The sequence below is a fragment of the Pseudobdellovibrionaceae bacterium genome, from assembly GCA_019637875.1.
In the GTDB taxonomy this organism is placed as follows: domain Bacteria; phylum Bdellovibrionota; class Bdellovibrionia; order Bdellovibrionales; family Bdellovibrionaceae; genus JAHBUW01.
In genome coordinates this window covers 349,704-365,329 of sequence record JAHBUW010000001.1, presented here as the reverse complement: position 1 = coordinate 365,329, position 15,626 = coordinate 349,704, and the positions used below count along the sequence as shown (strand labels likewise).

The following is a 15,626-nucleotide window of genomic DNA, read 5'->3' as shown; positions in this document are numbered from 1 at the left end:
TTATCCCCTTTTTCCTTCATCCGAATCGCCCTTCGGGCGAGCCGTGACTTCCGCATTCGCATCCGGAATTTTGACGTAATTTTCTTTCGTAAATTGTTTGGCCCGCGCGACGCCGAGGCCGCGATCCGGTACGTCTTTCGTGATCGTCGATCCCGAACCGATCACCGCGTCCGCGCCGACCCGCACGGGCGCCACGAACTGCGAGTCGCTGCCGACGAACGTACGATCGCCGATGTAAGTCTTGTACTTCTTTTTGTCGACGGCGTAGTTGCAAGTGATCGTGCCGCAACCGATGTTCACTTCCTGGCCGATTTCCGCATCGCCCAGATAAGTCAGATGCCCGGCTTTCGATTTATTGCCGAACTTCACTTTTTTCATCTCGACGAAATTCCCGACGTGGGCGTCCTCGCCGATTTCGGTGTCGGGACGCAAGCGCGCGAAAGGACCGATCGACGCTTTCAGGCCGATCTTCACGCTTTCCAGGTAAGTATTCGCGCGGATCTGCACCGAGTCCGCGATGACGCTGTCGTTGATGTAACAATTCGGTTCGATCGAAACGAAGGCGCCGATGCGGCTTTTCCCGCGGATCGTGACGTTCGGCATGACCACGCTGCCGGGACCGATCTGCGCATTTTTTTCGATGTAAGCGGTGCGCGGATCGACGATGACCACGCCCTCTTCCATCAGCTTGCGCGCTTTCCATGCGAACATCCAGCGGCTGGCGCGCGCGAGTTCGAGTTGGTTGTTCACGCCCACGGAAACGTGTTTCGGTCCGACACAGGTCCCGACCTTGTCGCCATCGTCGATCGACATCGAAACGACGTCGGTCAGGTAGTACTCGCCTTGGGCGTTGTTATTTTTAATTTTCGGCAATTGCTCGGCGAGCAGATCCGCCTTGCAAAGATAGATGCCGGTGTTGACCTCTTTGATTTTCAGCGTTTCCGCCGAAGCGTCCTTCGCTTCGACGATCGCGCGCATTTGACCACCGCTGCGAACGATGCGGCCAAACGACTTCGGATCTTTCAGGATCGTCGTCACGAGCATCAGATCGAGCTTGTCCTCTTCGAATTGGGTGATGAACGCGCGCAAGTCCTCGGGTTGCACCAAAGGGTGATCGCCGTTCAGGATCATGACGTTGCCGGTCAGCTCTTCCGGCCGGGCCGCGCGAACGGCGTCCCCGGTTCCCTGAGGTTTGTTCTGCACGAAGACCTGAACGCCCAAGGGTTCGACAACCTGTTTCACGAGCGGTAGGCCCACCCCCGCGACGAGCCGGATGTCGCGCAGACCCGCGCCGTGGCAGGACTCGATCACGTGATGAATCAAAGGCAAACCCGCGACCGGGTGAAGGACCTTCGGCAACGGCGACTTCATACGTTTTCCCTGCCCCGCGGCGAGAACGATCACGGTCCAGGGCTTGGATTCGGGCGTGTTTGTTTTCATGGCCCTAAACTCTCACGGGCGAGGGGAAAATTCATCCCGGAAATTGCCCTTGTCGAGCGTAGCCCGCACGCCACACCCCACCCGGTCCAGCCCGGCAGAACGGGCTTTGTGTCCTTGGGTCCGCATGTGTAGAATTTCAATCTGTGATTGAAGTCATCGTGTTTGATTTAGACGACACCCTGCTGGACACCTCGAAGCTGCTGATTCCCATCGCGGGGACGCCGGCCTTCGAAGCGCGCATCCGCGAAAGCCTGCCGCCGATGCCGGGAGCCGTTAAAAACCTCGAAATGCTCCAAACCAAATACGAACTCTACCTGGTCACGCAAGGTCGTGTGGAATTTCAGCGACAGAAGATCGCGAGCCTTGGCGTCGCCTCCTACTTTCGTGAATGTTTCGTTTTCGAGCCCGGCCCCGGTCATTCGAAAGGTCGCTACTTCGCCGAGATCTTGAAACGTTCGGGTCGCCCCGCTTCGCATCATCTTTCGGTCGGCAATCGTCGGGCAACGGACCTACGCGAAGCCAAAGAATTGGGCTACCAAACCTGCTTCTTCGCCCATGGAGAACATGTGCACGATCCGGTGGAAAAACCGGAGGACATTCCCGATTTCGAAATCCGCCGCCATGAGGAGTTAATCCCCGTATGCCGGCTGTGAACATTTCGCCGCGCACCTCGATCCTGTCGATTCTGCCGCTCCCGGCGAATCTTTCCCATTTGGAAGCGCGTGAGCTCGGTTGGCCGCTTTCGCCCGATCGCGGGAACTTGAAATCCGACGTGCTCATCGCGCCCGTCGAAGTGCTGCTGTCCGATCGTTTCATGTCACTGTGGAGCGAGTTGAAATTCGCGAACACCGGCACGCAGCTCATCGTCATCGCCGAGAGTCAGACTCCGCCCGAGCTGGTCTTCGAAGTGCAGCGCGAACTTCCCGTTTTCCGCATTTACGAGTCACTCGATGAACCCGATCTGGAGTGGGGTATCTTCGAGGCCGTCGAACGCTCGCACTGGTTCGGTCAAAACGAGCAGCTGCAAAAACTCGTCGCCGATCAAACCGAGCGGATGAAGAACCTGCACGCGGAGCTCGAAGATCGGGTGCAGAAACGCCAACGCTATCTGGAAGAGGCCCGGCGCAAAAACCTGATCGCCCAGTTCCGTTGGCAGACCTTGAAGCAAGCGACCGAAGCCACGCACGAGGCCTCGACCGTCGGCGAGATGGAACGCCAGCTGACCCAAGTCTTGCAGGAATCGCTGAATCTTCTTGAAGTGCGCATCATCTTGCACCAGCAGAGTTCGCTCGCGCAGACGGATCGCGCGGACTCTCCGGTCGCGATCCATCGCGTACGCCTATTCCAGGATCAAGACGTCCTGATCGGCTTCGCGCTTTTCCTGCGCGACAAGGGCTGGCCCTTCACCCTTGAAGAAAAAGATTTCTTGCAGAAGATCTCGGAAGGGATCGCGCTCGCGGTGCGCCGCCTGAACCAAATGGAAATCACGCGCACCTTGCGCGAACAATGGCAGGCGACCTTCAACGCGATCACCGATCCCGTGGGACTCATCACGGCGAACTACGACATCATTCAAAGTAACTCGGCCTTCCAAGCGAAGGCGCGCGGTCACCACGCGGGCGCGGCAATTCCCGCCGGAGCCAAATGCTACCGCGTGCTGTTCGATCGCGACTCGCCTTGCGTGCATTGCCACCTCGGACGCTCGTTCCGTCTGGAGCCCGGTCGCGGCCGTCCCGAAACCTGGGACGTCACCAGCCAGCCCCTCGTGCTCGCCCCCGGTGAAGACCCCGTCTTTTTCCACCAGTATCTCGACATCACCGAGCAGCTCCGCATGGAACGGCGACTGATCGAAGGCGCGCGCTTAGCGGAATTGGGGATCATCGGCTCCAGCATTGCCCACGAATTGAACAATCCGCTGGGCGGGATCCTTTCTTTCGTCCAGATGATGAAGATGGATTTGCCGCCGGATAGCCCACACCGGTCCGACGTCGAGGAGATGGAGAACGGAGTTCTGCGCTGCCGGGACATCGTCCAAAATCTTCTAGGATTCACGCGATCGTCCCATCTCGAGGAAAAGAAGAACTTCGATTTGCGCGAAGCCTTGCAAAGGGCTTTAGCCATTCTAGATTTGCAAACCCGATCGCAAGGATTCGAAGCGCGAAGATCGATTCCCGCCGTCGCGCAGATGGTGAAAGGCAATCCGAACCTTCTCTCGCAGGCGCTCACGAACCTGATGCAGAATGCGGTTCAGAACCTGACTCAAGGGCCGTCAAAAAACCAGCCGCAAATCGAAATCCTCATGAACGATTTGGGCGCGCAAGTTGAAATTCGTATCCTGGACAACGGGCCCGGAGCCGGGGCCGCGCCAACACTTTCCTTGCCGCTAGCGCAACAGATTTTCCTGGATCACGACGCCAACTTGGAAATCCTTCTGCCCGGACGCGGCCTGCGCTTGGTGAAGGTCACCATGCCCAAAATTGAAATCGGTTAAAAAAAAGAAGAGCCCTTCCACAGGACTGGCCCTGTGACCGGAAAAGCTTTCGGGTCGCCGATTTTTTGACAGGTCCGCCAATTTTCCAATAGCATGAAAACAGAAACATAAAGTCCACCATGGAAGGTCGACCGATGCGTATTCCCCGAGTTCTGGTAGTTGACGACGAATCCACGCTCCGCACCGCCCTGTTCCGCGTTTTCGATCGCAAGGGTTATCAAGTGGTGACGGCCAGCCGGATCAGCGAGGCGAAAGCGCTGACTCCCGTCGAACAGCCTCTCGATCTGGCGATCGTGGACTTGAACCTGCCCGACGGCGACGGTCTCGAGCTGCTCACGTACCTGAAGCAAACGCATCCCCAAAGCCAAACGATCATCCTGACCGGACACGGCTCGATCGAGACCGCCGTGAAAGCGACCCAGCACGGCGCTTTCCACTTCATGACGAAGCCTTTCTCGCTGGAAGAGCTGAACTCGATCGCGGCCCGCGCGCTCACTCACCGCGAGCTGAAACAAGAAAACGAACAGCTGCGCACCGAGCTGGGACGTAAATACCAATTCGAACAGATCGTGGGCCAAAGCGAAGGCATCCGTCAGGTGCTGGATCTCGTCTCGCGCGTCGCGGATTCGGACTCCACGGTCCTGGTCACCGGGGAAAGCGGCACCGGGAAAGAGATGATCGCCCGCGCGATTCACTACAACTCCCAGCGCGCGCAACAGCCCTTCGTCGCCATCAACTGCGGCGCAATCCCCGCCGAACTTCTGGAAAGCGAGCTTTTCGGTCACGTCAAAGGCGCCTTCACCGGCGCCATCGCCAATCGCCTGGGCCGTTTCGAAATGGCCGACGGCGGAACGCTGTTCCTGGATGAAATCGGCGACATGGAGCCTTCGCTGCAAGTGAAGCTCCTGCGCGTTCTGCAGGAGCGCAGCTTCGAACCCGTCGGTTCGACCAAGTCCGTGCAAGTGAACGTCCGCGTGATCTGCGCGACAAACAAGAATCTGGAAGACTCGGTCGCCCAAGGTCAGTTCCGCGAGGATCTTTACTACCGCCTGAACGTGATCCCGATTTCGATCCCCGCTTTGCGCGAGCGCCGTGCGGATATCCCGCTGCTGGCCTCGCACTTTCTGACCCATTTCAATCGCACGAAAAACCGCAATCTGACCGGCATCAGCGCCGAAGCGCTGGAGTGCCTGTGCAACTACGCATGGCCCGGCAATATCCGCGAGCTCGAAAACTTAGTCGAGCGTCTGGCGATCTTGAAGGGACAAGGCTCGGTGGAAATCAACGACCTGCCCGCGAAATACCGCACGCAGGTCAGCGTGAATGCGGCGGTTGAAGTCATCGCGCTTCCCGAGGATGGCGTCGATTTCAACTCGGCGGTCGATCGCTTCGAAAACCAACTCATTCTGCAAGCGCTCGAAAAAACCGGCTGGAACCGCAACCAGGCCGCGCAGCTATTGAAGCTGAACCGCACGACGCTCGTCGAAAAAATGAAAAAGAAGGGCTTGCGTCCCCCGAGCGGCCTGCCGTTGATGGAAGCGTGACGTGCAACGACTCGAAGTCGTCCACCAACAGTCCGAAGCGCTTTTGATCCAAAGTTTCCTGAAAGCCCAGGGCATCGACTGCAATGTCGTCGGTGCCCGCGACTACTCGGCCATCGTCGCCGGCGGTACCCAAGGCCGCTACAACCTGATGGTGCCCGATGACCGTCTCGAAGACGCGCGCAGCTTGTTGCGCGAGATGCGCGTGCGCGAAGCCGGTGCCGATCCCCAGACCGAGGTGCCCGCGCCGAATCACCTGCGTAAAGCGGTGTTCTTCGCTTTCGCGGCGGCCTTTATTCTGCCGATCATCTTCAACTACGCGAGCCTGACCCATGCGCAGCTCTACTGGCAAAAGAGCGCGAAGGACTGGCGGGCACGGGTGCTTCTCGTCATCATCGGACTTCTGCAGCTTCCCCCGCTGATCCTCGCGCTTTATATCCTCCGCAGCTATCTGAACTCCTAAACAAGGGGAACTCGTGTTCATCTTGAAAATCGCGCTCGCCTTCTTCTGTGCCCAAAGCGCCCTCGCGCAAACCGGCAAAAGCGGTCGCGTGTCCAAACCCGTCACCCCGGCGCTTCCCAAGGTCGAAGAACGCACCGGCGTGGTGACGATGAACCGGAACTGGGTCACCAGCCTGATTGAGGTCGACGGCGAGCAGTTGAAGCTCAATCTCAAAAAACTGCGTGCCCTGCAGGCCCGTGATACGGGATCACTGAAAGGCCTCTGCCCGGAAGGCCAAGAGTTCAAAGACGCGGCCATCGACTTCTCGGCGTCCACCGCCGCCGTCGCGGACGCTCACCTCAGCGCATTTTCCGCCGTGATCGGGACGCGCTGGCAAGTCGTCACGCTTCCGGAATACGGTCGCGACTACAACCCCCAGTACATCAAACTGGATCGCACGATTTCCGAACTGCGCCAGATGAGGCACAACGGAGAAACGAACGACGAGAAAACGAAAGAGATTTTGGCCCGCCAAGCCGAGCTCGTCCGCGAAGCGCACAACTCCGGTGCCGCCCACCTGCGCGTGCTGATCCAAAAGATGCAGACCGCCGAGCCGCCGAAGAAGGGCGCCGCAATCAAGCTGCCCTTCCCGATTCGTTATTCCTGCCAAGTGAAAGAAGGCGCCGCGGGTCCCACGGAAAACCAAACCGTCGAGACCCCGGACGCCGTCCAGTAGATTTACGAACGCGCTTCGTTCGCCATCAAACACAAAAGCTCGAACATCACGTCCACGCCCGCGAGCGCCGTGATGTCGCTTTGATCGAAGGGCGGCGAAATCTCGACGATGTCCGCGCCCACGAGCTGATCGATTTTCAGGGAGCGCAGAACGCGTTGCGCTTCGTAGGTCGTCATCCCGCCCGGAACGGGCGTGCCCGTACCGGGAGCGTAAGCCGGATCCAGGCAATCGATATCGAACGAAAGATAGGTCGGCTTGCCCCGCAGATCGGGAAGCTTCGGCAAGAAATCCTGCAGATGTCCCGCGCGAATATCGTCGATGGTGAAAACCCGCACGCCGTGCTTTTTCACGAAATCCAAATCGTCCGAACCCGCGAGCGGGCCCCGAATGCCGATCTGGATCATGCCCTTCGGGTCAACAAGCCCCTCTTCGATCGCGTGACGCGCGAACGAGCCGTGGTGATACTCGCAGCCCCAGGCCGCCGGGTAGGTATCCAGATGCGCATCGAAGTGCACGAACTGCAGCGGCTGCCCCGCCTTCTTGCGGGCCGCCCGCAAGAGCGGCAACGTCGTCGAGTGGTCCCCGCCGATGGCGACGAAACGATGCCGGGAGAGCACCTGGTCCGCGAAGCTTTCGATTTTCTGCATCGTTTGGGTCTGATCGATCGGCACCGTCGGGCAGTCCCCGATGTCCGCGATTTTCAGCTTCTCGAAAATATTGACCGCGCGGGCCATGTTGAAGCCGCGGCCCAGGCTGGAATTCTCGCGCACGCGGCTGGGGGCGAAGCGGGCCCCGGGACGGTAGGAAACGCCACCGTCGTAGGGCACGCCGAAAAGCGCCACGTCGAAGTTCTCGTTCACGTCCGCAATCGGCAGACGGAAGAAGGTTTTAATCGCCGAGAACCGGGGAAACTCGCGGCCACTGAGCGGCTTGAATTCCATATCGCCTCCTGTTAGGTCCAAGGGCGATGCCCCCGAGCCGTCAACAGACTCCCACAAAGCCGAAAGCCAAGCAATCCGCGTCGCCGGTCCGTCGCCCGAAATTCGGTGCCGCGGCGACCGAGCTTCCGTCGCTGAAGGCGCCCGTCGCCTTTCTCGCGACGCATTTGACCTCGTGGTATCTGGAGAACCGCCGTGAGTTGCCCTGGCGCGTGAACCGCGATCCCTACCGGATCTGGATTTCGGAAGTGATGCTGCAGCAGACGACGGTCACCGCCGTCATCCCCTACTACGAAAAGTTCATGCACGAATTCCCCGAGCTGCACTTGCTCGCCCGCGCGCCGGTCGAACGCGTTCTGGAGCTGTGGACCGGTCTCGGTTACTACAGCCGCGCGCGTAACCTGCACAAATCGGCGCAAGCTTTGGCGGCGCTGACCGAGTGGCCGCGCACGCACGAAGCGCTGCTGGAGCAGCCCGGCTTCGGGCCCTACACTTCGCGCGCGGTCTCGAGCCTCGCGTTCGGCGAGTCGGTCGGCGTTCTGGATGGCAACGTCATCCGCGTGCTTTCACGCGTCGCCGGCGCGCCGATCGAGCACTGGACGAACAAAGGCCGCCTCGTTCTGCAAGATCTGGCCGACCGCGTGGCCCGCGAGGGCGATCCCGCCGTCATCAATCAAGGCATGATGGAGCTCGGCGCGACGATCTGCACTCCGAAAAGTCCGCAGTGCCTGCTTTGTCCTTGGTTCGATCCCTGCGAATCGCGGAAGGCCAATTCCCAAGCTCAACTTCCTTTGAAAAAACCGCGCAAGGACATCGAGACTTGGGTCTGGGTCCCGACGTTGCATCTCAAAGGCGATAAAGTCGGCCTCGTGAAAAACGATTATGCTCCATTCCTGAAAGGGCAGTGGATGTTCCCTGGACGGGCCGAACGACGCGCGCAAAAGCCCAAAAAATTTGATCTTCGCCATGGCATCACCCATCATGATATCTACGTCCACATTGAAGACGGAACTTCCGCACGGCCAAAGGATTTGGAATGGGTGTCGATCCGAGAATTAACAAAATGGAATCCCTCCATCTTGCTCCGCAAGGTCCTCGAAAACCGCCGCGCCAAAGCGTGATGTCTTTTCGCGATCTGCTTCAAGGCGTACTCATCGTCTTGACGATTCTGGCGACGACCTCTTGCCAAACCTCCTCCAAAAAAGGCGAAACCTGGAAAGAGGCCCAAGCCGGCCAACCGAAAACCTCCCCACTGCATACCGATCCCGAATTGTGGCGCAAGGCCGTCACCCAAGCGGGACAAAATGAAGCCGCGGTTTTCGCACCGGGTGAGCGCAAAATCTATTTCACCTCGCGCGACCGCTTGTCGCACAAGCAGCGCCAGCTTTACGTCATGGACATCGACACGCGCAATGAGCGCCGCCTGACCTTCCAAGACGGCGACGTCCTCGAGATCGCGGCCACGCCGGATGAGGGCTCAGTCTTTTACACCTCCACCACCGACGAAATCAAAGAACGTCCCGCGCTGCTTTACCCGAACGCGCAAGGTTCCGCCTGGCCCGCGACCGAGGTGTACCGCATTCGTCCCGATGACGAGCTTCACGAGCGCTGGACCGAGAGCGCCGGTTTCGACGGCTTCCCCCGGATCGCGCAGGAGCCCGGCCGTGGCCTGGCCATCACGATCAGCCGTCAGGCCGAATCGCGGTTGATTCTGATGCGCTCGTCGCTGAAGTCCCCCGGCTTCGAATTGGTGTTGGATCGCCCGGGAACCTACCTGCACTCTTTCACTTCACTGGATCGTCGCGCTTGGCGGGCCTGGGTCGAAGAGAACAACAAATCCCGCGCTTCGAAAATCGTCATCGCCCGTCGCGGCGGCAAAGCCCAGGACGTCGTGACCAACTTCTTCGAGATTCGTGATTTGCACCTTTGGGCCGCGAAAGAAGAGCGTGGCCTCTCGAGCGCGAAAACCGAACCCGAAACGCACCTTCTGTTCACCGCGAAAATGAAGCTCGATGGCCCCCGTCAGGCTTTCTGGCTCGACACCACGAAAAACTGCGCGAGCGCCATGGATCTCGGCCCCGGTGAAATCACCAGCCTCGATATCTCGAGTGACCAGCTGCAAGTGCTGTGGACGCTGTCGCAAGGCTCGAATGCCCAGGTTTTCCTGGACACCCTCAATCGCCCGACCGGAATCTGTCAGCCGCTTTAAAACACAAATCCGAAGTGGAGTCCTGGCTCGACGGCAAATTTGGGCTGTCGGTCTTCCCTCTCTTGAAAACTTGCCGGCAAGCCCGTGTTCACCGGCCAATGCGTGACGGCGGCCGACGGCTCCAGGAAAAAGGATTTTCCAAGCGCCCAATGATAACCCAAACGTCCCGTCAGGAAGAGTTGATGGCCTGTGCTGAGCTCTTCATCGGCAGTTCCCACATAATCTTGGTTCATCCATAGGGCATGAAATGCCCCGTAGAATCGACCGGCAAAGAAGTTTTGGTACGCGAGCCCCACCCCCCGCGCCGAAACCTTTCCCGGAAATTTATCCGCCGCGGGGGCACTTCCGTGCACCCCCAAGCCCAAGGGACCATAGTACTTCCAAGAGATCAGCTCGATCGCCAAGGTCTGATTCGAAGTCAGTCGGTATCCGAAGTTAAGCTGGTAAAAATCCGGTGGTTCAGAGGTCGTTCGATCCAGGTTCGCGAGCATGAACGCCGAAGAACCGACAAAAAACTTTCCCCCCTCGATTTGGGCGTGGGCGGTCGAAAACAAAAAGAAAATGAGCCAAAAGTATTTCAATTCAAACCTCCGTATCCCTTCAGGATAAGGAGGCTCCGCGGACCAGACATTGACGAAAATCAAGATCCGCGGGTGACGATTTGGCGACGGGCGCGGCTCAGAGTTTCGGGTGCCATTCCAAGATAGCTCGCCAGAATGTGTTGGGGGACCCGTTGGATGAAATCGGGTCGGCTTCTCGCGACGAACTCGTAACGCTCCAGCGGAGTCAGAATTTTCAGACGGTCGCTGAAACGCATTTTCTCGGCGAGTTTCTCCTCGGCGAAACGCCGGCAAACGCTTTCAAATCGCGGAAACTCACAAACCATTTTCTCGACATCAGCAGCGGGTGAAACGGCCAGGACCGAGTCTTCTAAAAAACGAATCTGCACGTCGCCGGGCAAAAAAATCATCGGCTCACCGCCGAAGAAGAAGTCGCTGACGACTTCACGGTCAACGGCCAACAGCGAAACACTCACGGCGCCCTGAAGAACGAAGTAGACCGACTCGGCCCAACCCGGCCGACTCGAGAGCAGTTCATTTTTCGCGTACGTACGGACGTAATTGGTGCGTTGTACGAGAGCCCGCTCATCCTCCGTCAGATCTAGGTAAGTGGACAAAAAACGAAACATCGGTTCAAGCGAAGAAGCCATCACCCCAGCATATAAAAAAAGCGCCCCCAAGGGAGCGCTTTCGCAGTGCATTTCAAGAAGTAAGCGGCTAGGCGCCCCCGGCTACCTACTCGAAGTCGAAGGTCGGTTCGCCGAGCTGCATTTGGCCGTCCTTCAGAACATCCGACTGGAGAGTCGGGTTCTGGGGCGCCAGGATCATCAGCGGTTGGCGGCCCTCGCCTTTTTTGATCTGGAGAGTTTTCGAACCTTTCGCGTCGATCGTGAAGATCTCGGGCAGGTTCATATAACTCTGTGACGAAGGCATCAGCGAGATCTTCAGCCACGTCTTGCCGCCTTCGCCCAGGAAGTCGTCGGACTCATCCGACGAGCTATCGAGCTGCAGGCTGGCCAGCTTCACCGATAGATCGCCCGTCTTCGAACGCATCAGCTTATCGATGCGCGCTTCGACCCAGTTCACCGTCGAGTGATTGCGGGGCATATGCGGAAGCATATCGATCACCGCCGCCTTGTAATCGAGCGGCTGCGGCTTCTGCGAGGTCTTCGCCTCGTCTTCCGCCGCTTTGCGGATCCGGCGCATCTCTTTCGCGTCGAACAGCACACTCGCGAAAGTGTTCTCGTTTTGCGGCGTCGACAGACCTTCGACGTTTTTCAACGTGATCATCGCCAGCTCTTGATCTTCTTTACCGTCGCCGTCCGCGTCCAACAGGACCGAGACTTCGCAGTAATTGAAGGTCGTCATGGGCTGATACATCTTCACCGCGATCTGCAGCATCGATGTCGAAACGCCTTCGATGTCCTTGTTCACGATCCGGTAACCGACCGCCTGCATATCGCAGACGTTGTGGGCCAGATCGTCGCCCGTGGGATTCGGCTTACGCGCATCCACGTCGATCAAGTTGAAGAGCATGACGTCGCCCTTATTCGAGCCGACGTTATTCAACTTCACTTCCGTCGCGGCACCAGCCGCGTCCTCGATGCTGGTCGATTGAATCTTGATCGAATCGAGTTGGATGTTCGAGATCTGACGAACCACCGCCAAAACGGGGACGTGGTAGACCTCTTCATCACCGTTCTTCACGATGACCCATCCATCCATGATCTCGGCGTCGTTTTCCATTTTGGACGCATCGATCTGGAAGTTCAGATTCACGGCCGCGGTTTCACCCGCCGCCAGCGTGAAGCTCGCCGGCGTCTTCAGGGTCAGACCCTTGTGACGGCTTTCCAGAACGACGGTATAATCCGCGTCTTCCTGCGAGATGCTCTTGAAGTTGATCGATTCGAGCAGGCCCTTACGACCCTGCACCTGCTGACGTCCCAGCGAGAACGAAGGACGGTCCGCGACGATGGGTGACTCCACCGCACGATCGACTTGCACACGACCGGCACCTTGACGAGCCACCGTAACGCGGCCCGCGCCATCGGCGGTCTTCAAACGAACGGTACGTCCCATCAGCAAGTTCTTCAGCTCGTAAGCCGAAAGATCGGGATGCGCCTGCTTCAGCAGTGCGATCGCGCCCGCGATGTGGGGACCCGCCATCGACGTGCCCGACATTTTCGCGACTTCTTTTCCTTTACCGGCCGCCGCCGAAACGATCGCGGCGCCAGGTGAAGTGATTTCGGGCTTGATGATCGAGTCCACCGAACGCGGACCCGCCGACGAGAAGCCAACAATGGAGTCGATCAGCTCGGGCTTTTCGATCACGTCTTTCGCCGTGAACTCAATGCGGACTTCTTCGGTCGCCATGGCGGCGCGGACTTTGTCGCCCGTCGCTTTGTCGATCATGACCGCCGGGATATCCACCGAGCCGTCGCCACCCATGACGAACGCGGGTTCATCATTGTTATTGGTCACGAGCGCGCCGACGGCACCGGCCGCGACGACGTTGTCGAGTTTCTGTTTGAAGGCGACGCCACCGCGCGCGATCAAAGCGACATTGCCTTTCAAGGCGGCCGCTTGCTCTTCGGTCATGGGCTTGTCGGCCAGGCCGACGTCCACGAGCTTGCCGTCCATCGGCACGACGATCGAGCCGATCTCTTTCGAGATCGGTCCTTCGACGCGCGAAACGACCAAGCGCCCCAGACTGGGCGACGCGATCGCCACCGTCGGGAACTGCGTATTGTGGAAAGCATCGTCAATGGATGCCGCTACCGACAGGGCTTCCGTCACCGCGCCGGGAGCGCCGGTGATGTACGCGAAGTCCCCCTCGTTCCCCGCCGAAGCGACGGTTACGATCCCCGCGCGCGCCAGGTTACGGATCGCCTCCGCATAAAGACCGCCGTTCGAACCGAACGCATGACCCAACGACAGATTCAAAACGTCCAAACGATCGCTGGGATTCCCATCACGATCGGGATCCATCGCGAAGTCCATCGCCGCGAGCACCAAGGTGTCCGAGGTCGGGCCTTTCGCGAAAACCTTCAAAGCGTAAAGCTCCGCGCCGGGAGCGACACCGTTGTACGACGTCACGCCATCGCCGATGCCGCCGATGGTGCCGGCGACGTGCGAACCGTGCGAGCCCTCATCCAAGGGATTCGCGTCGGGTTCGGGAATATGGAGCGCGAGGTTCGGCGAACGGGGATCGAAGTTCGATCCGGCGAAGTCGTAACCGCCCTTCACGCGTGAATTCGGGAACAATGCGCTCGGCGTTTTCGGGTCGATGGCTTGGTAAGCCTCGACCGTGCCGGGGCCGCCGAACATCGCGTGCGTGTAGTCGATCCCGGAATCGATCACGCCGATCTTCATTCCGGTTCCGTCCAGCTTCACGTCTTTACCGCTGGCATCTTTGATTTCACGCGAATGCAGTTTTTCCGCGCCGATGAACTTCACCGAGTTACGCTCTTTCAAGGGCGAGACGGCTTGATCGGTCGGCGCGCTTTGATAGGGCACGCTCGGACGCAGGATCGTGCCCGCGGAGTCCATGGTCAGGACTTGCGACAGGCCTTTGATCTGGTCACGATATTTCCACGGCAGATCGATCGCCACCGCGTTCAGAACCATACTGTAAGTGAAGACCACTTTGATCTCGCTCGAGATCGCGGTCGCTTCTTTGATGAAGTCTTCTTGTTCGGCTTTCAGAATCTCGGCCTGCTCGGCGTCGATCACGAGCTGACCCTTCGAGACATCGGCGGTTGCCGCCAGGGGCGGGGTTTTCAGCCGCACCACGACAACGTAGCGTTCGATCTCGCTCGGACGGTCGCTGAAGATGTGGAGGCCGCCCGTTTCCGTCAGGCCCATTTGAGGGCGCTGACATGCGGCCAAACCGATCACCAGACCAGTGACGACGGGAGCGGTCAAAAACAGTCTGAAATTCATGATTAATCCCCACCCTTTTTTCTGTTAAGCTGATGCTTAAAAGCTGTGACGGGCGGAAGGTAACGGCGCCCCCTAGAAAAGTAAAATAAAACCGCCAAATCACAGCGATAAGGGCTCAGCGGACCCCAAAACCTCCGTCGAGCTTTTGGACGTTCCTGTCATAATTTCAGCGGAGGAAATTGTGGTTCAAAAATTGATCCTCGCTCTTGGTCTTCTGGCCCCCGTATTCTCGACGGCGGCCCCCTTCCCCGGAGAGTCTTTGCTGCGGCCCCAGAGCGGGCGCTTCTGGAGCCAGCGCGGCTTCACGCTCGGCACCTCGGGGACCGCTTGGAAACTCGATGAAAAGATCCCGGGTCCTTTGAACTGGAGCGAAGTCCACGCCCAACTCGAAGGCGTGACCTATTCCCACAATCAATACCCGACGGCGCGACTGCGCGTGGAAGTCGAGGATTTGAAGGGAAAAGCGACACTTGAAAGCTATACGAAACGTTGGGTGAAGGACTATTACCAATACGGTTTCAAAATCCTGGCGAACAAGCCCATGAAGTTGAACGGCGTTCCGACCGTGGTCTACGATCTGCTCTCGCGCAATCAGGATGTTCAGATTCGTCAGATCATCCAGGTCAACCAAGGGCGCGCCGTCGTACTGACATGTTCCGATGAGCGTTTGAACTTCGCAAAATCCGTTCCGGCCTGCAACGCCATCGCCGGAAAGATCGAGTGGAAGAGCGTTCCCGCGAAAGCCAACAAGACCCGCCTTTGACGTCTCCGGATTTCCTTTTGCGTTTTTCCCGAAGGCGCTTTTGCCTTCGGTCACGAAAGGATGTCCGTATGAAGCTCCCGGTTCTCTTCGCCACTCTGCTCTGCACTTGCGCCGCGTTCGCAACCACTCACGAAATCAAAATGCTGAACAACGGGAAAGACGGGATCATGGTCTTCGAGCCCGGCTTCCTGAAGGTGAAGAAGGGCGACAGCGTGAAGTTCGTCCCCACCGACGCCGCCCATGACATGTCCTCAGTCAGCATTCCCGCCAAAGCGAAGGCCTTCAAAGCGCCGCTCAACAAAGGCGTGACCGTGAAGCTCACCGAAGAGGGCGTTTACCTTTACGAGTGCAAAGCGCACATCACCATGGCCATGGTCGGCGTGATTCAAGTGGGCGACAAAGCACCGAACTTGAGTGAGGTCGAAAAGGCCGCGCAGCCCTTGGCGGCGACCTTCGTGCTGAACAAAGATCGGCTGACGAAATACCTGGCCCAAGTTCAGAAGTAGGCAAAAAAAAGCCCCGGTCGAACCGGGGCTTTTGCTTTCATCCACTCACGTGAACTCA

General features: G+C 58.6%; 14 protein-coding genes. 9 read left to right on the top strand and 5 right to left on the bottom strand.

What is annotated here, in order from left to right:
* Positions 1 to 1,440, bottom strand: a complete 1,440-nt coding sequence (gene glmU / locus KF767_01870) for a bifunctional UDP-N-acetylglucosamine diphosphorylase/glucosamine-1-phosphate N-acetyltransferase GlmU (GenBank protein MBX3016609.1) — start codon at positions 1,438 to 1,440, stop codon at positions 1 to 3.
* Between the two features lie 143 nt (positions 1,441 to 1,583).
* Here glmU and KF767_01865 point away from each other — a divergent pair, with 143 nt between their 5' ends.
* The 5 genes from KF767_01865 to KF767_01845 all read left to right on the top strand — a co-directional run bounded on the left by KF767_01865 (position 1,584) and on the right by KF767_01845 (position 6,650).
* A complete protein-coding gene (locus tag KF767_01865) occupies positions 1,584 to 2,093 on the top strand; it encodes an HAD hydrolase-like protein (protein ID MBX3016608.1) in 510 nt (169 codons plus the stop codon).
* Positions 2,081 to 3,931: a HAMP domain-containing histidine kinase gene (locus KF767_01860; protein ID MBX3016607.1), complete on the top strand. Its 1,851-nt coding sequence runs from the start codon at positions 2,081 to 2,083 to the stop codon at positions 3,929 to 3,931. The genes KF767_01865 and KF767_01860 overlap by 13 nt, the downstream gene beginning before the upstream one ends.
* Positions 3,932 to 4,065: 134 nt before the next feature.
* On the top strand, positions 4,066 to 5,475 hold the full coding sequence (locus KF767_01855; GenBank protein MBX3016606.1) for a sigma-54-dependent Fis family transcriptional regulator: 1,410 nt from the start codon (positions 4,066 to 4,068) through the stop codon (positions 5,473 to 5,475).
* A 1-nt stretch (position 5,476) separates the two neighbouring features.
* Positions 5,477 to 5,935, top strand: a complete 459-nt coding sequence (locus tag KF767_01850; protein ID MBX3016605.1) for a DUF2007 domain-containing protein — start codon at positions 5,477 to 5,479, stop codon at positions 5,933 to 5,935.
* 13 nt (positions 5,936 to 5,948) lie between these two features.
* A complete protein-coding gene (locus tag KF767_01845) occupies positions 5,949 to 6,650 on the top strand; it encodes a hypothetical protein (GenBank protein MBX3016604.1) in 702 nt (233 codons plus the stop codon).
* 2 nt (positions 6,651 to 6,652) lie between these two features.
* Here the strand turns inward: KF767_01845 and speB are convergent, their stop codons facing one another.
* Positions 6,653 to 7,591: an agmatinase gene (speB, locus tag KF767_01840; GenBank protein ID MBX3016603.1), complete on the bottom strand. Its 939-nt coding sequence runs from the start codon at positions 7,589 to 7,591 to the stop codon at positions 6,653 to 6,655.
* 26 nt (positions 7,592 to 7,617) lie between these two features.
* Between speB and KF767_01835 the strand changes: the two genes are divergently transcribed.
* Together KF767_01835 and KF767_01830 are read left to right on the top strand one after the other, a co-directional pair.
* Positions 7,618 to 8,709: an A/G-specific adenine glycosylase gene (locus KF767_01835; protein ID MBX3016602.1), complete on the top strand. Its 1,092-nt coding sequence runs from the start codon at positions 7,618 to 7,620 to the stop codon at positions 8,707 to 8,709.
* On the top strand, positions 8,652 to 9,797 hold the full coding sequence (locus KF767_01830; GenBank protein ID MBX3016601.1) for a hypothetical protein: 1,146 nt from the start codon (positions 8,652 to 8,654) through the stop codon (positions 9,795 to 9,797). Before KF767_01835 ends, KF767_01830 begins: the two co-directional genes overlap by 58 nt.
* Here the strand turns inward: KF767_01830 and KF767_01825 are convergent.
* From KF767_01825 to KF767_01815, 3 genes are all read right to left on the bottom strand, one after another.
* Entirely contained in the window at positions 9,794 to 10,201 is a 408-nt protein-coding gene (locus KF767_01825; GenBank protein MBX3016600.1) for a hypothetical protein, read from the bottom strand. The two genes, KF767_01830 and KF767_01825, sit on opposite strands and share 4 nt — an antisense overlap.
* Positions 10,202 to 10,437: 236 nt before the next feature.
* Entirely contained in the window at positions 10,438 to 11,007 is a 570-nt protein-coding gene (locus KF767_01820; protein MBX3016599.1) for a Crp/Fnr family transcriptional regulator, read from the bottom strand.
* Positions 11,008 to 11,092: 85 nt separating this feature from the next.
* Positions 11,093 to 14,299, bottom strand: a complete 3,207-nt coding sequence (locus KF767_01815; protein ID MBX3016598.1) for a S8 family serine peptidase — start codon at positions 14,297 to 14,299, stop codon at positions 11,093 to 11,095.
* 181 nt (positions 14,300 to 14,480) lie between these two features.
* Here KF767_01815 and KF767_01810 point away from each other — a divergent pair, with 181 nt between their 5' ends.
* Both KF767_01810 and KF767_01805 read left to right on the top strand, forming a co-directional pair.
* Positions 14,481 to 15,062: a hypothetical protein gene (locus KF767_01810; GenBank protein ID MBX3016597.1), complete on the top strand. Its 582-nt coding sequence runs from the start codon at positions 14,481 to 14,483 to the stop codon at positions 15,060 to 15,062.
* A 140-nt stretch (positions 15,063 to 15,202) separates the two neighbouring features.
* The gene (locus KF767_01805) at positions 15,203 to 15,568 is read left to right on the top strand and encodes a pseudoazurin (protein MBX3016596.1); all 366 of its coding nucleotides are present in this window, start codon (positions 15,203 to 15,205) and stop codon (positions 15,566 to 15,568) included.
* Positions 15,569 to 15,626: the final 58 nt, after the last annotated feature.